24 protein-coding genes are annotated in these 19,050 nt (G+C 32.8%); 10 read left to right on the top strand and 14 right to left on the bottom strand.

The features are described 5' to 3' along the window. Nucleotides 1–72 precede the first annotated feature (72 nt). Complete coding sequence (locus H6411_RS04795; protein WP_216083506.1) at nt 73–732, top strand: hypothetical protein; 660 nt, start codon at nt 73–75, stop codon at nt 730–732. On the opposite strand, the gene H6411_RS04800 is transcribed toward H6411_RS04795, so the two are convergent. Further along, nucleotides 707–1,495: a DUF5385 family protein gene (locus tag H6411_RS04800; protein ID WP_216083507.1), complete on the bottom strand. Its 789-nt coding sequence runs from the start codon at nt 1,493–1,495 to the stop codon at nt 707–709. The two genes, H6411_RS04795 and H6411_RS04800, sit on opposite strands and share 26 nt — an antisense overlap. A 227-nt stretch (nt 1,496–1,722) precedes the next feature. On the opposite strand from H6411_RS04800, the gene rpsU reads away from it, so the two are divergent. Beyond that, on the top strand, nt 1,723–1,890 hold the full coding sequence (gene rpsU, locus H6411_RS04810; protein ID WP_216083509.1) for a 30S ribosomal protein S21: 168 nt from the start codon (nt 1,723–1,725) through the stop codon (nt 1,888–1,890). Here rpsU and H6411_RS04815 read toward each other — a convergent pair. From H6411_RS04815 to H6411_RS04865, 11 genes are all read right to left on the bottom strand, one after another. After that, nucleotides 1,887–2,846, bottom strand: coding sequence for a hypothetical protein (locus tag H6411_RS04815; protein ID WP_216083510.1), 960 nt, complete (start codon nt 2,844–2,846; stop codon nt 1,887–1,889). The genes rpsU and H6411_RS04815 overlap by 4 nt on opposite strands. 256 nt (nt 2,847–3,102) lie before the next feature. Next, the gene (locus tag H6411_RS04820; RefSeq protein WP_216083511.1) at nt 3,103–4,032 is read right to left on the bottom strand and encodes a hypothetical protein; all 930 of its coding nucleotides are present in this window, start codon (nt 4,030–4,032) and stop codon (nt 3,103–3,105) included. Nucleotides 4,033–4,149: 117 nt separating this feature from the next. Continuing rightward, a complete protein-coding gene (locus H6411_RS04825) occupies nt 4,150–4,512 on the bottom strand; it encodes a hypothetical protein (protein WP_216083512.1) in 363 nt (120 codons plus the stop codon). A 235-nt stretch (nt 4,513–4,747) separates the two neighbouring features. Then, nucleotides 4,748–5,092: a hypothetical protein gene (locus tag H6411_RS04830; protein ID WP_216083513.1), complete on the bottom strand. Its 345-nt coding sequence runs from the start codon at nt 5,090–5,092 to the stop codon at nt 4,748–4,750. Nucleotides 5,093–5,206: 114 nt separating this feature from the next. Continuing rightward, nucleotides 5,207–6,172, bottom strand: coding sequence for a hypothetical protein (locus H6411_RS04835; RefSeq protein WP_216083514.1), 966 nt, complete (start codon nt 6,170–6,172; stop codon nt 5,207–5,209). Between the two features lie 34 nt (nt 6,173–6,206). Then, entirely contained in the window at nt 6,207–7,157 is a 951-nt protein-coding gene (locus H6411_RS04840; protein ID WP_216083515.1) for a coiled-coil domain-containing protein, read from the bottom strand. Between the two features lie 35 nt (nt 7,158–7,192). Beyond that, entirely contained in the window at nt 7,193–7,861 is a 669-nt protein-coding gene (locus H6411_RS04845) for a hypothetical protein (protein ID WP_216083516.1), read from the bottom strand. Between the two features lie 23 nt (nt 7,862–7,884). Continuing rightward, the gene (locus H6411_RS04850; RefSeq protein ID WP_216083517.1) at nt 7,885–8,556 is read right to left on the bottom strand and encodes a hypothetical protein; all 672 of its coding nucleotides are present in this window, start codon (nt 8,554–8,556) and stop codon (nt 7,885–7,887) included. A gap of 49 nt (nt 8,557–8,605) precedes the next feature. Then, the gene (locus H6411_RS04855; RefSeq protein ID WP_216083518.1) at nt 8,606–9,292 is read right to left on the bottom strand and encodes a hypothetical protein; all 687 of its coding nucleotides are present in this window, start codon (nt 9,290–9,292) and stop codon (nt 8,606–8,608) included. Between the two features lie 9 nt (nt 9,293–9,301). After that, on the bottom strand, nt 9,302–10,024 hold the full coding sequence (locus tag H6411_RS04860; protein WP_216083519.1) for a hypothetical protein: 723 nt from the start codon (nt 10,022–10,024) through the stop codon (nt 9,302–9,304). Nucleotides 10,025–10,164: 140 nt separating this feature from the next. Continuing rightward, nucleotides 10,165–10,869: a hypothetical protein gene (locus tag H6411_RS04865; protein WP_216083520.1), complete on the bottom strand. Its 705-nt coding sequence runs from the start codon at nt 10,867–10,869 to the stop codon at nt 10,165–10,167. Nucleotides 10,870–11,043: 174 nt separating this feature from the next. Here H6411_RS04865 and H6411_RS04870 point away from each other — a divergent pair, with 174 nt between their 5' ends. Continuing rightward, nucleotides 11,044–11,334 (top strand): hypothetical protein, encoded by a 291-nt coding sequence (locus H6411_RS04870; protein ID WP_216083521.1) that lies wholly within the window; start codon nt 11,044–11,046, stop codon nt 11,332–11,334. Here the strand turns inward: H6411_RS04870 and H6411_RS04875 are convergent, their stop codons facing one another. Both H6411_RS04875 and H6411_RS04880 read right to left on the bottom strand, forming a co-directional pair. Further along, on the bottom strand, nt 11,335–11,994 hold the full coding sequence (locus H6411_RS04875; protein ID WP_216083522.1) for a hypothetical protein: 660 nt from the start codon (nt 11,992–11,994) through the stop codon (nt 11,335–11,337). A gap of 136 nt (nt 11,995–12,130) precedes the next feature. After that, on the bottom strand, nt 12,131–12,712 hold the full coding sequence (locus tag H6411_RS04880) for a hypothetical protein (protein ID WP_216083523.1): 582 nt from the start codon (nt 12,710–12,712) through the stop codon (nt 12,131–12,133). A gap of 156 nt (nt 12,713–12,868) precedes the next feature. On the opposite strand from H6411_RS04880, the gene H6411_RS04885 reads away from it, so the two are divergent. The 7 genes from H6411_RS04885 (at nt 12,869) to H6411_RS04915 (ending at nt 19,050) form a co-directional block, all read left to right on the top strand. After that, nucleotides 12,869–13,684, top strand: a complete 816-nt coding sequence (locus H6411_RS04885) for a hypothetical protein (RefSeq protein ID WP_216083524.1) — start codon at nt 12,869–12,871, stop codon at nt 13,682–13,684. Further along, nucleotides 13,684–14,502, top strand: a complete 819-nt coding sequence (locus tag H6411_RS04890; protein WP_216083525.1) for a hypothetical protein — start codon at nt 13,684–13,686, stop codon at nt 14,500–14,502. Before H6411_RS04885 ends, H6411_RS04890 begins: the two co-directional genes overlap by 1 nt. A 295-nt stretch (nt 14,503–14,797) precedes the next feature. Further along, a complete protein-coding gene (locus tag H6411_RS04895; protein WP_216083526.1) occupies nt 14,798–15,640 on the top strand; it encodes a hypothetical protein in 843 nt (280 codons plus the stop codon). 6 nt (nt 15,641–15,646) lie between these two features. Beyond that, the gene (locus H6411_RS04900; protein WP_216083527.1) at nt 15,647–16,480 is read left to right on the top strand and encodes a hypothetical protein; all 834 of its coding nucleotides are present in this window, start codon (nt 15,647–15,649) and stop codon (nt 16,478–16,480) included. Between the two features lie 2 nt (nt 16,481–16,482). Then, nucleotides 16,483–17,349 carry a hypothetical protein gene (locus tag H6411_RS04905; RefSeq protein WP_216083528.1) on the top strand — a complete coding sequence of 289 codons (867 nt, stop codon included), beginning with the start codon at nt 16,483–16,485 and terminating at the stop codon, nt 17,347–17,349. Nucleotide 17,350: 1 nt separating this feature from the next. Then, a complete protein-coding gene (locus tag H6411_RS04910; protein WP_216083529.1) occupies nt 17,351–18,175 on the top strand; it encodes a hypothetical protein in 825 nt (274 codons plus the stop codon). A gap of 8 nt (nt 18,176–18,183) precedes the next feature. Beyond that, a complete protein-coding gene (locus tag H6411_RS04915; RefSeq protein ID WP_216083530.1) occupies nt 18,184–19,050 on the top strand; it encodes a hypothetical protein in 867 nt (288 codons plus the stop codon).

Consider the following 19,050-nt stretch of genomic DNA (forward strand, 5'->3'; position numbering starts at 1 on the left):
TTGTTATGGTTTTATACAACACAGGTAAATGATTCTTTTTACCTATCTCAATTGACTCCCTTTTAAAGATAGATGACTTGAGTTTCAAAAGGGTTGATTGCATTAGCAAGTGCGTTAGTTGTTGGTTTAAGCAATAGTTATCTTTGGAACGTAAGTTCTGTAGGAGGTAGTTATTCAAATGTTTATGAAAAATTGAAGTATTTTGTATTACCTGTTGAAGCAAGTGATGCTTACTGAAGGAAATTACATAGGAGTATTATTTCTTATCATCATCAGGAGAAGAAGACAGCCTGGTTTAGGTTTCAGGAACATTATGCAAGAGATAGGTTGAATATTAAGAGGGAAGCAAGGAATAGATTTAAGAATAGTCATATATTAAAAGCTTGATGTACTAGTAAGTACGAAGGGAGTATTGCGGAGAACAAGAATTTGTTGGATGATGTATTTATTTTCTGTTCTATGCCTGTTCAGGATAGCTTTAGTGTAGAAGTATTGGATTTAAATTTCAATGATCCAGCTTTTGATAGGAATTTAAAAAAGTTAGTTGGTTATTTAGGTTGAGGAAATATTAAGGATAGTGAGTTATATGAGATAGCTAAATCTGCTCATAAGAATATAGGTATAGATGTTAAAGAGAAATTGTTGTATTGATGTTTGCAAAGATATAGCGTACCTTTTAGATCAGAAGATGATGATTGGTATTTAGTTAAATCTTTTTGTTTGAAGATTTAAATATTGACATTCAAGATTTCTTTTCTTTCTTCTTTTGTTCTTTAAGAGCTCTCTTATTATCTTCTTCTATTTTTTTATCTCTCGCATCTAGTTTTTCTTGTAACAATGGTTCCATTCATTTCATTTCCATTTCTACATCTAATTCTTTGTTGATTACTACATTATCTTCCATTTTCCCTTCCTTAGTGTTTTGTTTTATTAATTCAACTTCTATAGCTATTCAGTCTGAGACAACATTTCTGTCCTTCATTTTGTAGAGAATTACGTATCTTTTTCTTCTCTTTCTTTGTTTAGGTATGCTATCTCTTATGTTCTCTATTTTTTGTGATTTAACTGCGTTTATTTTTTCTTTGTTATTAAGTTCATTTGTCTCTTCTTCAAGATCATCAAAATATATTTTTATTTCTGAAAAATCTTGTTTTTTTATTTTTGGAGGTTTAATACCTAGTTTTTTGGCCTCTTGTTTTACTCTGAATTTATGTGCCCTGTTTAGATAGTCTTCTAAATCTGCAGGATGTACTCTTTCAAATAAAAAGTACATTTCTATAGTTCCTCCTATCTTATTTTTTTTCTTATGGTATTCCTTTATTATCTGTCAAACGTGGTTTTTTTTCCCTCTTCTTCCGAACCTATTGAATTCCTTGTTTTCATCTTGTTTTTTCTTTTTTATGTAAATAAATGTGATTATTATTAATGCTACTGGTAAAAACAGTAGAAAGATAGAACCAAAATCGGTTCCATTTAAAATAGAATTATTGTTCAAATGCCTAATATATTATCTAGTAAGAAGTCTCTGAAGAAAGAAAGAGCAAGACGTCTTGTCAGAATAGCTGAAAAGAAGAAGCTTAAACGAATAGTCAGAGAGGGTGATATAAGTAAAATATATAAGATTTTAGATAGTCAAGTGAGCAGAGGGATAATTAAAAAGAATAAATGCAATAGATTAAAGTCTAGGTTTGCGATTAATTTACAACAACAAAAAGAAGCTTAATGAGAATTAAAGTCAACGATAATGATGTTGATGCAGCTCTTAAGGAGTGCAGAAAACACTTTAGTGAAATAAAGAGAAAGACAATTAGAGGTAGTTATTATTTGAGACCTGGTTTGAGATTGAGAGAGAAGAGAAAAGCTGCTGCTATGAAGAGAAGGTTTTATTAATTTGTAGTTTTTTCTTGTAATTTGTTTTTCAAACCTTCAAGAGATTTTTCCAAATTATCTACTGCATTAGAGCTGTCATTTATTTTCTTTTTCAGTTGGTTTTTCTTTTGCTTAACTTGATTTATCAATGATTCTACGTTTGTTTTTAAGTTTTTAGAGTAATCTTTACCCAACAACAAGACTTTCATAAGCTCCTCAGGATTGTTTTCATAGTCTGATTGATTATTTTTAATTTCTTCTGAATTTGTCTTAGTGTTCTGAAGAAAGCTGGAAATATCGTTTTGATTCAAAGATTTAAGAATATTTACTGCAGTATCAATTTGCTCTTGATTTATTTGAGACATAGTTTCAGTTAGTTTTGAAGCCATTTCTGCAACAGAAGATGACATTTGATTAAAGTTGCTATCTTTAATTATTGTTTCTATTTTTTGAATACTTATTAATCCGGAAGTATCATCTGATTTATATGTTTGTTTGAGTGTATCCATGAGTATTGTTTGTATGTGTGGAATTATCTCTAGGATAATGTTTCCTATTTCAAATATGTAGTAGTTTATTTCTTCAAGTAGTTTTGTATTTTTTGAGGAATTGTTTATAGCTGTCTTAATTTCTGAACTGGAAGCTGCTCTTCATTTTTGAAGCTTGTCTATAACTGGATTGCTAGTTGAAAATGCTTCTACTGGTATTTTGTCTTTTCAATCTTTGTATGCTTCGAATATCTTTTTTCCGCCATCTATTATCTCTGCGTTTAAGAAGTTAGGTATTGTATTTGTAAATACATTTTTTATTGGTTCTAGAATTTCTTTAGTTTTTTGGTTTTCTCCTTGATTTTTATTCTGTCATGTAGCAACTGCTGCAGATATAGATGAAACTCCTAGTAAGCCTATTGATAATCCAGCTTTTAGAGTTGGACTTAGAGTATTTAAGGTTATAGGGGATAGTAATATTTGCGACATAAGCCATTTGTTGTGAATGGATTTTTCTTATTTCTTTTAACAAGTAAGTATTAAAAAAATATAACTATTTATGAATTTGAGGGCATGTTTGTTCATTTAATCGTTAAATAATTTTCATTATTAGTTATTTGTAACATATTGTGGCTAATAGTTTTTTCATTTATTTTTGATTTTTTTGTCTCATATAGTGAATTTTTGGTTGAAAGTTGTTTTATTTACTGGATGTGATGAAGTTTTAGAAAGGGTTTAGTGTCGATTAATTGTTAGCTGACATTTGGGTTTTTAAGTTTTCTAGGTGTTGTTCTAGACTTGTTATCAAGCTCATATCCACAATCTTTTTTAATGCTTCGGTTTTTGTACTTACAGATTGTTTAAGGGAAGTTATCATTTGTTTAAGTGCTTGTATTTTTCCTTCTCCAATGAAAACATCTGTCAATAATTTATCTAGATTATTTTTGTACTTATTTTCCTCTTTTTTAACCTTCTCCGCATTTTTCTTTATTTCTTCTAAAAGATCGTTAATTTTGCTTTTCTTTTCAGATCTAAAAACTTGTAGAATTGCATTTGATTGCTTTGAGTTTATTCCAGATAATGTTTCGGCAAATTGAGCAGAAACTTCTTCTAATGATTTATAAAACGGGTCAAATTTGTCACTGCTAAATATTGATTCTATTTTTCCGAAACTTAAAGCTTCAACTTCGTTATTTGCTCCAGCGTTAGCTTCTTGTATGGTGTCCGTGATTATAGTTGGTATGGCTTCAGCAAATTGCCTCACTATTTCACTGAATCTAAAAATGTAATAGTTAATTTCTTCGGCTACTTTAAAAAAACCTTGAATTTTTGAAATACTTTCTTTGCTTACCCCCCCCCTAATAGTTTCTCCTCATGCGCCCATTGTTTTTAATAATGTATTATCAGTGGTAATAACATCATTTAACTCTTGATTTCATGTTTTATAGGCATTAAATATTAATTCTCCTCCACCTCCTAATTCTTCTTTGAAAAAAGAAGGGATTGTTTTATTAAATACTTGCTTGACTTCATCATCTATAGAAACATGTTGATTTTGTCAAGTGGATATTCCTGCTGTTACGGATGAGACTCCTAATAAACCTATTGATAGACCTCCTTTTAGAGGAAGACTAAGAGTAGAGGATGTAAAGGGGACAGTTAGTAGATAAGACATTAACCCTCAATGAGGGATTAGAAAATATCTGATGAATTTAATATTGTGGGTTACTTTTTTAAATACTTAAATGTTTTTGTTGATTGTGAAATTTGATATTTGAACTTTCTAATTTAATTATTCTGCACTCATGCTTTCTTCTAATCGTTTTAATTTTTCTTTAAGCGCTTGTATCATATCTTCTGTTATTTCTTTTAGTTTGCCTTTTGCTGCTTCTATAATGCTTGGTAAAGAACTGATAGTTTGTTTCAATTGTTCAAGTTTTTCCTTCCCTATAAATACGTGTTTAAGTATTTTTTCTAGTTTTCCTTTGTAATCATTTCCTTGCCCCTTTACTTTTTTTGCATTTTCTTTTATATCGCTCAAAAATTTATTGATATTGTTTGTTTCCGCCTCTCTAAATATTTGAAAAATAGCATTTGCTTGTTTTCTGGTTAATCCTTCTATTTCCTCTTTAAATGTATCTGCTACCCCTTGCAAAGCGGCGCCAAAATCTTTAAAACCACTGTCCTCAGCTATCTTCTTTATTTTGTTGTAGCCTAAAGTTACTGCTTCCAGTTCTTTCCCTAAAGCAGTTTCAGTTATGGTATCTATGATTACAGTCGGTAAGAATTCAATTGATTGTTTACTAATTTCTCCTAATTTAAATATGTAATAGTTGATTTCTTCAGCTATTTTTAATACAGCATCTGAAGAAGAACTGGAAGTAGTTGAACTACCTACACTCGCTACCCCCCCCCTTAATAGTTTTGCCTCATTCGCCCATTGTTTTTAGTAATGGATTTTCTGTAGAAATAATTCCATCTTGTAGAGCATCTTTTCAACTTCCATAGGAGTCAAATATAGACTTTCCCCCATCTCACAAATTCTCTTTTAGAAATGCAGGAATTGTGTCGTTAAATACTTTTTTGACTTCATCATCTATAGAAACATTCTGGTTCTGTCAAGTAGATATTCCTGCTGTTACTGATGAGACTCCTAATAAACCTACTGATAATCCACCTTTAAGGGGAAGACTAAGAGTTGAAGATGTAAAGGGAACAGTTAATAAATATGACACTATTGAAAACTAAAAAGTTTTCTAGCTTTTACATTTAATAATCGTGATTATTTAATTAGATTTGTAAACACTTAGTTAATTATTGATAGTAGGATCTGTTGTTTTTATTTAGAGTTATTCTTGCGCTTCTTCAAATTCTGGTAGCGAACCTTTCAATCCTTCTAAAAGTTTTTTGAATTGTTCTATTTCAACGGAAATTCCTGCTTCTTTAAGAGCCTCTTTAACTTGCGCTTCCATCTCTTCAAGTTGTTTTTTAAGTTTTTCAACTTCCCCTTTCATTTTTTTTCAACCTTCACCTAAGAATATATCTTTCAATAACTTTTGAGTTTCGTTTTCTAAATAATTTTTAGATTTAACTGATTTTGAATTTGTTTCTAAAAGACTTAATGCCGATTTTATTCTTGTTTCGTCTTTCTGAGATAGATGTTTAAAGGTGTTGATTATTGCTTTTCCGTCTCTGTAAGTGAGATTATTAAGAACTTTTCCGTGCACTTGCAAAACTTCTTTTGCTGCTTCTAAGAAATTGATCATTTTGGAGTTTGTTACTAATTTTTGGATTTTTTGATAACCGAATAGAACTTTTTTGTTTCCTTCTGCAGGGGTTTCTCCTCTAATCCCTTCGATAATTGAGTCTCTTGCTATTAGAGGAATATTCCTTATAACTGCCTTTATTACTCCTCCTAATTGGAATAAGTAGTAGTTTATTTCTTCTACCATTCCATTTTTAAATGTTGTTTCAATAGCCCCTCCTCATGATTTAGTTCCAGTTCCTCATTTTTTTAATTGGTTGGTAATTCTTTCTAAACTCTCTTTGCTGATGTTTTCTTTTATTTCTTCGCCAAATCAACTTTTGTATTTTTCATAAATACTACTTACTCCTTCTGTGAAGGCTTGAGAAAGAGTGGTATTGAAAAAGTTTTTTACAGGTTCATTTATCTTTTGTATTTCATTAATTTTTTCTTGAGTTGGAGCATTGAAAGAAAAAATTGTTGCAGTAGCGGAAACTAATAATAAGCTTGCTGAAAAACCTATTTTGGCTCCTTGGCCTAGGATAGGACTTGATAGTAGTAAATATTGCACAGGTATTTATACATATTTCCTTAAATGCCTGTGTTTATGCGGCCTCTTCTTTAATTTCTGCTTCTGGAAGTTTGCTAATTAGTTGATTTATTATTTCTGTGAATTCCTCTATTTTGCCTACTCCTAACTCTTCTATTTTTTCAAGCACTTCCTTTAATGCTTCAATACCCTTTTTGGTTTCTTCGACTTTTTGTTTGATTATTTTCCAATCGCCAACAAACAAATCTTTTAGAAGTTCTTCTTTAGGGTTGCTATAGCTTGAATAGTTTTTTCCCTCTGCTGTTTTAGCTCTATCTGCTATAGATTTAAGAGCATATTTAGCTTTACTCTCTTCTTGAGAGATATGTTTAAGAATATTTAATACGTCTGTTCCGTCTTTAGCTGTCAGTTGATCAACTATTGATTCATGTTTCTTAATTACTTTTTTAATTTCTTCAGTAAATTTTTTAAATTCGTTAGCGCCTACTAAGTTTTTTATTTGTCGATAACCAAATAGAAGTCTTCTTCTTTTTAAACCTACTTCTTCAAAAATTGAGTCTCTAAAAGCGTAAGGAATAGTTTTTAAGACAGCTTTCGTGAAACCTCCTAATTTAAATAAGTAGTAGTTGATATCTTGAATTGTTTCATCGTTCAATGAACTTCCTAAAGTTTTAGCTCCTGCTATTCATGATTTGTAAGCGCCATTAAATCTATCTATATTTTCTGAATCGAAATTATCTTTTATGTTTTCTTTCTTTGCTTTGCCTGTTCATTCTTCATATTTTTTGTATATATTTCCCCCTCCAGTTGTAAATAAACCAGAAAAAATATCATTTAAGAAATCTTCTGAAGGCTTTTTAATAGCTTCTAGATCAGATAAGGTTTTTGCATTGTAGGAAATAAAAGAGAAGGCAGTTGAAGTAGTTGCTAAAGCAAGCAACCCTAAAGAAAAACCAATCTTTGTTCCTACTCCCAGTGTAGGAACAGTAAATATAAAGTAGTTCATCATTACCCCTTCTGCCGCCCTTAGAACAAGGGAAGTTACTCAGCTTTTTTAGCTTCCTGGTATTTTGTTATTTCTTCTTGAAGCTTTTTTTGTCCTATAGCTAACACTTTATTAAGAGCACTTACTGTATGAAAAATAGCGTGAGCATTCCTTAAACCATTTGCATCCTTTATTCAATCTCTTCCATTTCTTTTAAGTAGAGATAGATTGTGTATTAAGGTTGGAATTACTTTATCCATTCCGTTTCCGGATAAAGATGCTTCGCTGTTGTTTGAAGAGCTAGGTTCAGTAGCTTCTACTTCTTTTTGAACTGATTCATCGTCTTGTGGTTGTGTTTTTTGAGATTCTGCGTTTGCTGTTTCAACAACTTCAGTTTCTTCTTCATCTGCTTGTGATTCATCAGATTGAGCTTCTACTTCTCCATTATTTTCTTCCTCTTCGCTTTCATTTGCTTTAATTTCTCCCGTGTCAGAACTTTCTTCATTGTTTTCTGAACTCTCAGCACTTGCTGCTTCTTCTTGAGATTCAGCAGCAGTTGGAGCAGCTCCTCCTGTTTCTCCTCCCATTATTTCATCTATGTAAAGATGTATTAAGTAAATAGTTATTGATATTGGTACAGCCGCGAACAAAATTCCACTTGTTGATAATTTCTTAGCTGGAGTTGCTATAGCCGGCTTATCTGACAAAGATATTGCGTTTGTCAAGCTTTTTAGGTTTATGAACATACTTATTCTTCTTGAACTTTTGCTGTTTCTTTGGTTTTTACTTTTCCTAGGAGCTCATTTATAGTATTTATGTTCCTAAATAAAGGTTCTAAAACTGCAAGAGTCTTTAATCCCTTTTCGTTCCAATTGCTAGAACTTTTTGTCATTTCCATTACTGTATTGACAAAGGCTTCTTCTCAAGTTACACCTCCTTCTATTCCGCTTTCAATGCCATCTTCTGATCCTTTTGGCGTGCCAGATGCTTCGTTATTTTCTTTACCCCCCTCTTCTGTTTTTTCATTATCTTCCCCTTCTTTATCTTTGTCTTCTGGCTCTGTTTCCGTAGGTTCTTCTACTTCCTTTTCTTCTTCGCTTTGACTTTCTTCGGGCTGTTTAGTTCCGGATTCTTCACTTGTTTCCTCGACAGCAACGCCCTCTCCCCCTGCACTTCCTCCCTCTTGATTTCCTTCTGCGGAACTTGCTTCAGAAGGAGCATCACTAGTCTCTTCTTCTGCAGGCGGAGGAACAGGTTTTATTTCTTCCTCTTCTACTTCTGGCTTTACTGAAGGCGAAATCAGTGAATTAAGCAGTACTGTTTTGTATTTGTTGATTAAGTAGATTGTTATGGATATTGGTATTGAAGCTGCTGCTGTGCCTGTATAGATTAAGGACTTTCTAAACCCTATTCTTGACATATCCGCATAATTTTACAAATTCAGTAAAATCCCTCTATTTATGCGGTATTTATCTATTTAGAATCAGGTTTTTCTCTTCTAGGTTATTTAAAGCTGAACCGAGTTTTGCAGTATTGAAGATTAAGTTATTTGCATTAATAAAAGCTTTAGGATTTTCGTTTCATTTATCAATACTGATTTGCGTTTGATTTATTAATCTTGCTAGCAATTCAGCTAGTTCTTCATCTGTCATAGTTCCACTAGGATTGCCTCCTTGAGAATTATTAGTTCCTGTTTGATCAGGATTTCCTTGCTCATCTGCTCCATTTTTAGCTCCTTCTTGTTCTGGTTCAATAGTTTTTGCTTCTTCAGATGAATCTTGTCCTCCATCTTTTTGGTCGGATTGGTCTTTTGATTCTTGTTGTTTTTGTTCTCCTCTTTCTTGATCAGATTTATCAACAGTATCTTTTCCTGCTTCTGGATCTTGTTTTCCTCCAGATTCTCCTTCCCCTTCTCTTTTTTCTTCATTACCTCATCCAGCGGAACTGCCACCGACTGTTGCTTCCCCAGTTCCTTCCCCCTGACCATCACTTATAAAGACTTTGTCTTCCTCTTCTATTTCTGGAATAGGTTTAATTTCTATATTTTCTTTAAAGGGTTGAGGAGTTTTAGGGGCATTAGTTAGATACAAAGTTGTTATAAAGGGACTGCTTATTCCAACTATTACTAATAACAATTTACTTATTCTTGAAAGCATTATTGATAACTAATCAGAAGCTGGTTTGGCTGATTTTTTATCTAATAAATTAAGAGCATTATTTAGCATTTCAACTTCGTTCATCATTTCGAAGTTGTTTTCAAAACTTTTCAGATTGCTTGTTCATTCTGGAATATGAGCGTTCATTTTTTTAATAAGAGAGGCAATTAGTTTCTCTAATTCTTCTTCATTCATTTCTGAGTTATTTCCAGATCTGGAATCTCCCATAGATTGAGGTTGATTACTATCACCGCTGCTTTGTTCTTGATTGTTTTCCTGCCCTTGTGCATTTGAAGCTTGATCTTGTTTTGCATCATCTTGACCTTTCTGTGTTTCTTCATCTTTTCCGCCTCCATTTTCATCTTGTTGTTTTTCTTTTTTCTCTCCGTCTTCTGTAGATTTACCTTTATCTTGTCCGCTTGAGCTGTCTGCATTTCCTTTATCTCCAGCTTGATTAGTACTTTCTTGATTTTCTCCAGCCGGAGGAGTGCCATCTTTACTTTCTGTTCCTCCTGCTCCACCAGGTGAGCCACTTCCGTCAACTGCTTCTCCAGACTCTCCAGTTCCATTACTTAGAGGTATGTGATCTTCTTCAGGTACTTGTATTAGAGGCAGTAATGAAATCTTTTCTTCTCTTTCTTTTTGTTTAGGTGTATTCGTTAAATATATTGTGGTTATTATGGGAGCAACGCTTAGTATTCCCATCAGGAATTTACTGATGTGTCCGAACATGTGTAGAAAAAGAAAAGAGTTGCCATTTTGTTAATGGTGATCGGACTAATTATTGAAAAGTGTTCCATACTAATAAATTTCTTTAAGAAAATAAAAAAACGGAAGTTACTGAAGTAGGTGGTTTTGTAGAGAGAATATTTTTATGCAACTTGTGTTTTTGATTGAGATTCAAATGAGTCTAGAGCGTTTTGTAATTTAGATATATCGTTGATCATTTCAAATGAATTGTGAAAACTTCTTGGATTGTTTATTCAATTTATAGATTTTTCGGCTACTTTTTCAATCAGAGCTTTTAGTAGTTCTTCTGGATCTATATCAGAATTACTTTTAGATTGAGAACCGGAGGAAGGCGCTTGTGGTTCTGAACTTGGAGGTTGACTTTCTTGTGTTTGGTTTTGTTGTTGTTCTTGATCGTCACTTTCCTTAGTGACGCTTTCTGATTGCGGTTCTTTAGTAGATTTATCTTCTGTTTTTGTTTTAGTATCAGCTTTTTCCGGTTCAGAATGAGAATTTCCTTCCCCCCCCTTATCACCATTTGTTTCAGCCTGAGGCGTTGCATCTCCTGATGTTGAAGAAGAACTGGATCCTTGCCCGACATCACTAGAACCTGCATCTCCTCCCCCACCACTTTCGCCGCTATTTATTGTTGCCCCTCCTTCCCCTGTTCCAGTTCCATCACTTATAAAAACCTTGTCTTCTTCCTCTATTTGTACTATAGATAGAAGCTTTAAGTTTTCTTCAAATGGTTGTGGAACTTTAGGAGTGTTGGTTAGGTATATAGTTGCCATAAAAGGAGTACTAATACCTAAGATGCTTAGAAGTAACTTACTAATGTTTCTTAACATGTATTGATAAAAGAATTTCTATTTATAGAGATAAATGAGAATATTTAGTCAAAAAAATTCTTTTTATATTTCTAATAAGGTTTTTACAACCAAAAAATAATTTACATCTTTGTAAAGAGTTCTTCTAAATACTTGTGATGAGCAAAAAATAAATAGTAATGATAATATTAGGAAATGTTTGGGTTAGGAGCTGGTTACTTAGTTGGCGGTACATGTATAGGAGTTGCTTGTTTAGCAGCTTTTATAGGTTTGTTCAAATATGGGATTGATAAATCTAAGGAAGACTTTAACAGGCAGCCTGAGTTTACTATTAAAGAAGATGGAGAACTTAAAAAACAGTTTGATGAGTTAGCAGTAAGGGCGGAAGATAAATTAAAAAACGGAACTGGCAAAGGAGAACAAGTAAATGTTTCTACTCATAGTGTTACAACAAGAACTACTACAGAAGTTAGAAGTAACAAATAATTAACCGGATTTTTCTGTTTTTTCTAGTGATTCTACGCATTGGCTTATTATTTCTACATTTCTAGTAACTGAAAAGGTATTTGAAACAGTTAAATTTTGGTCAGCTGCTTCGGATATTTTTTTAAATAGAGTCAATATATCTTCACAAGGATCCCCTATATTTGTTGAACCTGTTGATGATTTTTGTGAAGATGAAGGATCTTGATTTTCATTTCCTGTTTCTTGTGGCGTAGAATCAGCATCATTAGCTTTTTGTTCTTTAGGAGCTTCACTTTCTGCATCTGTTTTTGGCTCATCTTTTTTAGATTCTTCGTCGCCGTTTTCGCCTGATTTTTGTTCTTGAAGAGTTTGTTTTCCATTAGATTCGTTCTCCTTGCCTTTTTCCTCTGGATTCTGAGCACTAGAATCTCCTTGTTCTGAATTATCAGTTCCTTTATCCCCTCCTCCGCCATTACCGCCTACTGTTGCACTGTCTCCATCCCCAGTTCCGTCACTTATAAAAATCTTGTCTTCTTCCTCTATTTCAATCATGGACATAAGAGTTATGTTTTCTTCAAAAGGTTTAGGAGCTTTTGGAGCGTTGGTTAAGTAGATAGTCGTTATAAAGGGGCTACTGATTCCAAGAACGATAAGCACTAATTTGCCTATTTTGTTGAACATGATTAAATTGTTTGTTATTGTGGTTGGCCATTGTATTTAAAGAAAGCATTTGAAATGTGTATTTGTTATTGTTGATACTTTGTAGTTTGTTAGAGATTGATATTTAGATGTTTTGTTTGTATTAATTGAACGATTGTTAACCTATGCAAGCTGCTTTAAATATTTTGAATTCCGGATCTTGTTCTAAGTTAGCTTTGTAATTTCCATTTTCCTTTTCAAACTTTTGACTTGTTTCGTCTGACTCATCTCTAGCTTTTAATTCGCATCATCTGTAAGCGCAGTATTCGGTTAATGAAGGATTTTGATAAGTCGTCCAGTACTCACCCACTCAATCTTTTTTTAATCTTTCGTCATAAAATGCGCCCCAGTTTTCTTTTACTGTTTTTCAAAATTTACCGCTAAACCCTCGATCTTTTCTAAATTTTTCATTTAAGTTTCACATTGAATTAGCTAAATAATTTAGTTTGTTGTCTTGTGTGTATTTATAAAAAGCTCCTTTTCTAGGAGGTAGAGAGTAGACAGGAGTTTTAGGTTTAGGAACTTCTTTTTTCTCTTGTATGATTTCTTTAACTTCTTCTTGTTTTGAAGTTTCTTCTTTATTAATCTGAGTAGGGGTTCCAGATGATGTTGAACCTGCAATTGCAGATCCAGAAGCCACAATTAAGCCACCAGCAGCTACATGTTTTTTACTTAGGGAACTTAATAAAGGAAATTTCATATGAACTTATCTTATTGAGATTCTAATTCGTTATTTAAATAAAGTAAAAAGTTCTTCTGACAATTACGAATTTGTGAGCAACAAATTCTAAATACCGTTTTCAAATTATTGTTTTCATAGAATCACGATTTGAACTTAATGAATAGATAATTTCTTATGGATCCAATAAAAGTCGCTGCAGGAGCAGGAGCTGTTGCACTAGTTGTTGGAGGTACAGCATACGGAATTTACAATTCCATTGACTCTATGCCTGAATGCGATTTGTTGTATTCAAAAACTGGTTTTGGATCAAGTGGAGATTATACGAGTGGAAAGTACGGTTTTTCATATGGTAGATATTTAGTTGATCCAGATAAATTAGAAAATTCCAAGAACAAAGATTGATGAGAATGAGCTTTTAGGTTGTGAAAAACTAAAGATAGTTCTCAGTTAGGAAAGAAGTTTCAAACTGTTAGTTTTTCTTACAAAGAAGATAGCGATACAAGTAACAAAGATAAAGCTTTAAATCAGATTTGTAAGAGCGCATATAAAGACTCAAAGGAGAATATTTTGAGCCCTTCTGTCGCAAAAGAAGATAGCAAATTTCAAGAGTCTGATGTTTGGATGTTCTGTTCCATATCTCCTAATAGAAATAAACCGATTTTATTAGTGAATTCAGAAGATGATACTGATAAAGGAATTGTAGGGGATGCAGGAAGTAATACTAAGTGAGGCAAAAGTAAAAAAGATAATTTGGTTTCAACCAGGGTTAAAGGAAATGATTGATTTTGAGATTTAAAAGATAGAGAGCTTAAATCTGCAGATTTGTCAAGCGTGACGGACACTAATAATCTTTTTAAAAAAGGAAAAGGGACAGGAAGACATGTTAAACAAATTTGTCAAGACGCGTATAACGAGATTTCAAGCAATACAACAGTGGTTACTGAGCAGAATCTAAAAGATTATTGTTATTTAGAGAAGACATCTAACTAATGGCATCAATTAAATTGGCAGTTGGAGCAAGTTTAGGTGCAGCAGCTGTTGTAGGAGGAGGATATCTGACATATGATCAATTGCTTAAAGGAAATGAACTTATATTGTTGGAGAGATTGAACGGGACTGAGTTGGTTCCTAAGTATGGAGAAGCAAGTTCATTTGCAAGTAAATATAAGAAATATTTAGTAGATCCCGAAAATTCAAAGAACAAGTGATGGTGAGATCTTAGTTTTAAGAGGTTAAAAGAAGATATAAAAGTTGAAGATAAGAAATCTAAATTGAACTCAATTTTTTATGTTGCAAATGAAGAAAAGATAAAGTCAGCGTTTGGATCAGAAGCAACAGCTTTAAGTCAAGTTTGTTGGGAAGCTATTAAGGCTGACGCGGTTGGTTGAGACTCTCAAGAAAATAAAGAAGCAAATGTTTGGACTTATTGTTCAATACTGAGTTCTAAACCTAAATTTATTTCTGCTTCTGATCATTCTGACAATACTAAATTTGGAGGAGATACTAAACACCACAATAAAGCCGCATCTGCCAAAGATAATGAGGAAGATAACAGAATGTTTTGAGAATTAAGAGAAAAAGAATTTTTCGGAGAAAAGGGTAAAGAAGGAACAGGGCATGGATTATCACAAGGATCTATTTTTGCTACTCTTTATGGCAAAAAAGACGCCAAAGAAGCTAATGATACTGTAAAGAAAACTTGTAAAACAGTTTATGCAACTACTAAGCCTACAGATTCCAGTTCATCTAATGTAACAGATGAAGACATTAAAAAATTCTGTTATTTAGTTCCTGAGACAACAAATTAATTTGAATAACGAACACTAAGGAAATTAAGTAGGTTTATATAGAAAATTTATTTAGATCTCAATTGATAGAGAACTTATTAAAAAACTCAAATCTTCTTAAATTTCATTTGTTAGATAAGTAGTCAGTATTGAAGAATTAGTTTGATTTGTGAATATTTAGGCAATTAAACAGGCATCTTTATTTCTATAACAAAAAATCATTTTGTAGCATATATCTATATACCCCTTAACCTAAATAAAGGCAATAGATGTATATCTAAATGTTTATTTAGTCTGACTTTTAAAAATTAATTTTATGGTTTCAACAAAAGTTGCAGGAGGAATAGCGGTAGCGGTGGTTGCTATTGGAGCAACAGGTTATGGAGCTTGAACTTTAACTAACTATAGAGATCCAGTTTCTTTGTCTGAATTTAGCGGATTTCCTGGAGATAATTCAGGGTATAAAGGCAAATTAGGAGAGATATATGGAGAATATTTTGTATCTCCTTATGGATATGGCGCTTCCACTGATGCTAATAAAAAGTCTGAAGACAATAAACGATGATGAGAAGTAGTTTTTGAAATTTGAAAGAGGGATTCTGAGGCTACTGATAATAAATTAGGAACTGAGTTTGGAAAGAATAGCATTAAGTCAGCCTATAAAACTAGTTCTGAAACAGAAGGAGACAACGAAAAGTCTTTAAATAAAGTTTGTGATGCGGCTTATAAAAAAACAGAGACAGAATTGGCTAGCAAAAATGATTACAAAGAAAACATTTGGAAATATTGTTCTATGGGCGGCAAAACTTTACAAACTGTGAAAGATCAAGGTACAAGCGGAACAACTTACACTGATAGTCAAATAGGCAAGAAAAATGAAGAAACTTTAGCTTCAATAAGTTCTGAAAATAACAATTGATTTTGAGCTTTAAAAGAAAAAGAGTTTTTCTATGGCAGATACGGAAAACAACCAATAGGCAAATCATTAGAGAATGGTTCTGCATTTAAAGAATTATTTGACGAAGGAGGTTCTCTGAGCGTAACAGGAGGAAGATTAAAAGGTGTTTGCAAAACAGCTTACTTGAAAGAAGGTAATGATGCTACTGCTACGGATGCTATTAAGTTTTGTACTTTTAAAAAGTCAACAGCAGCTCAATAATTAATCATGAATGCGGCACAAGCAGCAGGAGCTTTAGGAGCAGGGACATTGTTAGCAGGAGGTAGTTATTTGGGATACAGTTATCTTTCTGTTAGTTACACAACTCTGGAAAAATCTAATTTTACTAGTTATGTAAGTGGTACTATCGGAGATAACAATAAGTCTCAGTTGATAGATCCTTTCTTTGAAGGCAATGAAAAATGATGGAATTCTGTGCATAAAGTTTTAGTTGGAGACAAGACCAATAAAGAGTCTGAGATAAGTGATGAATTTAAAAAAGTAACAAAGGGATTCAAGAATAATAAAGAGGAAAACGGCACTAATTTAAATCAAGTTTGCCATACAGCCTTTGGGAAGACAGAAAATGAAACATATAACTCAAAATATCTAAAAAATGTTTGAACTTATTGTTCTATAGATGGAAATCTTGCTAAGGAAAAAGGAAATGAACCTAAACCTAAAAGCCTTTTAGAAATTGCAGACTCTAATGTACAGTCTACTCATATAGGAAATGTTGAAAAAAATAAAGGAAAATTAGCAGCAAATGCTGAAGAGAACAAATATTGATGAAATTGGGTTTACGAAAATAGATTTAAATCTTCTAAGCCTTCAACCGGTAATGGGAATTTATCTACAGAATTTAGTTCAGTTGATAAAGGATATAACGCTACAGATAGCAAGGCTTTAAATAAAGTTTGTGCTGATCAATATAAGAAAGAAACAAGTAATTTTTCCAGCGACTCTAATCAATCTACTGACAATAAATACAAACTTAAAAAAGATGTTGAACGTTTCTGTGCTTTCAAAGGTTCAGAAACTTTAGATCTTTCTGCTCAGTAAATATGGATCCAATTAAATTGGCTGCCGCCGGAACAGGCGCTGTTATCGTGGGAGGAACTGGATTAGGATTACATTTCTTTGTTAATTCTCTGGAGCCTGTTTGATATTCATTATCTTCAGAAGCTGGATTTTCTGATAGTTATTCCACCAACGTAGGTAAAGATTACGGAAACTATTTAGTTGGAGTATATGGAGACAAAGGCGACGAGAAAAATAGGAACCAAAAATGATGAGAGTGATCTTATAAACAGTTTCAGTATGATGCTGAAGTTTTGAAAGAAAAATTAAGCAAGGAATTTTTCGATAGTACCACAAAGAAAAGTAAAGTTTCAGGAGCTTATAAGCCTTCTATTACAGTAGCTAGTGCAGATTCTAAGGCATTAAATGAAGTTTGTCAAGATATTTACAAAAAAGGAAAAGAAGATGTTGTTCCTGATAATGTTGAAGATTCTGACAAAAGCAAATTAAGTAGAGATATGTGAAAGTATTGTTCTCACTTAGGAACAAGACCTGTTTTGTTGAAAGAAAATGATTATGAAAGTAAATTTATAGGAAGCACTCATAAAGATAAAGCTGTATCAGTTAAAGCTTCTGGAAAAGATAGTTCTAATGATGAGTTTTGAAGATTAAGAAATGATGAATTTTTTGGAGGGAAAGAAGACGGAAAAGGGAACGACGCTTCTGCAGATGGCCTTTTTAAAGTTCTTTATGATAAGAAAAAAGAAAACACGATAACTAGTGAGGATACAGTAAAAAAAGCTTGCGAGCAAGCTTATTCAAGAGATAAATCTAAAAAGGATGAAGGACAGAAAGTAAATGATGATGACATTAAGAAGTTCTGTTACTTAGTTCCAGAACCAAATAATTAGTATGTCAGTAGCAAAAGCAGGAGCAGGTTTTGGAGCTGCAGCTTTGGTTGTAGGGGGCGGAGGTTATGGAATATATGACGTTGTTTCTTGATCTATGCCTTCTGGTTATGTGGTTTTATCTAAGAGTTCTAAGAAAGATGATTATACGACAAACGACAAAGCAGGAAAAGATTATGGAAGATATTTGATAGGCGTATATGATCAGAAAAATGAGAAGTGGTGGAATTGATCTTATAGATGGTGACAATATGACTTGAAAAACGATAGCTCTTCTTTAAGTGATCAGTTTCTTAATGAAACCAAAATAAAGTCCGCCTTTTCTAAAGAGGGTGACAGTTCAACCGATGCAGCAAAAGCTTTGAATAGGGTTTGCGAAACTCTTTATAAAGGTAATACAACTGATATTACTCCTTCTGATACAAATGACTCTTCAAAAACAAAATTAAACAATAATTTCTGGAAATATTGTTCTTTCTTGGGCAAGAAACCAATCACTATTGAAGAAAAGAAGACTGAAAAGGACTATGGAACAGATAAGTATGGAAACACCAAAAAGTCAGTTTTAATTTCCACCAAAGATAGTGATTTGTTTTGAGAGGTAAGAAATAGCGAATTCTTTGGCGAAGATAGCGCCTTGAACGGAAGCGCATTGGAAAATACTGATAATTCAGTATTTCATAAACTTTTTAATACTTCTAAAGGAGGAAAAAGAGGTCATATAAAGGATGCTTGCGAAAAATCATATGGCTTAAAAAAAGATGAATCTGGAGACGATAAAGCAAAAGAAGAAACTGTTCTTAAATTTTGTTCTTTAAAGGGAAAGTAGATTAATTTATGGATCCAATTAAGTTGGCCGCTGCCGGAACAGGCGCTGTTATTGTTGGGGGAACTGCATTAGGTCTACATTTCTTTGTTAATTCTCTTGAACCTGTTTGGTATTCTCTGTCTTTAGAAGATGGATTTCCTAATGGTTACTCTGATAAGGTAGGTAAAGAGTATGGAAACTATTTAGTAGGAATTTATGGAGATAAAGGAGATCAGAAGGATAGAAACCAAAAATGATGAGAGTGATCTTATAAGCAACTTGAATATGACGTTAGTAACAATTCCAGCAAATTAAGTTCTGATTTTTTTGAAAATAATACAAGCAAAGCCTCTTCAGCTTATAAATCTAAAAGTTCTAAATCAGAATCATCTCCAAAGGCGTTAAATGAAGTTTGCGCGGATATTTATGGCAAGAACAAGAGCGATGTTATTCCTGATAATGATTCAGACTCTACAAAAAGCAGATTAAGCAGAGATATGTGGAAGTATTGTTCGCACTTAGGGACAAGACCTATTTTATTGAAAGAAAATGATTATGGTGCAGGCGAAGTAGGGAATGAAACCGATCATAAAGATAAAGCTGTATCCGTTAAAGCTTCTGGAAAAGATAGTTCTAATGATGAATTTTGAAGATTAAGAAATGATGAATTCTTTGGAGGTAAGGGAGGCGGAAAAGGAAATAGTGCTTCTCAAGGTGGTTTGTTTAAAGCTCTTTATGCTAAGAAAGAGACAAATACAATAGGAAGCAAAGATACAGTAAAAGAAGCTTGCAAAACAGCTTATTCAACAAAAACAGCAAATAAAAGCACAAGCCCTAAAGTTGAAGATGATGACATTAAAAAATTCTGTTATTTAACGCCAGATCCAAATAATTAA

Origin of the sequence: Candidatus Mycoplasma haematohominis (genome assembly GCF_902712995.1) — a bacterium.
In the GTDB taxonomy this organism is placed as follows: domain Bacteria; phylum Bacillota_I; class Bacilli_A; order Mycoplasmatales; family Mycoplasmoidaceae; genus Eperythrozoon_B; species Eperythrozoon_B haematohominis.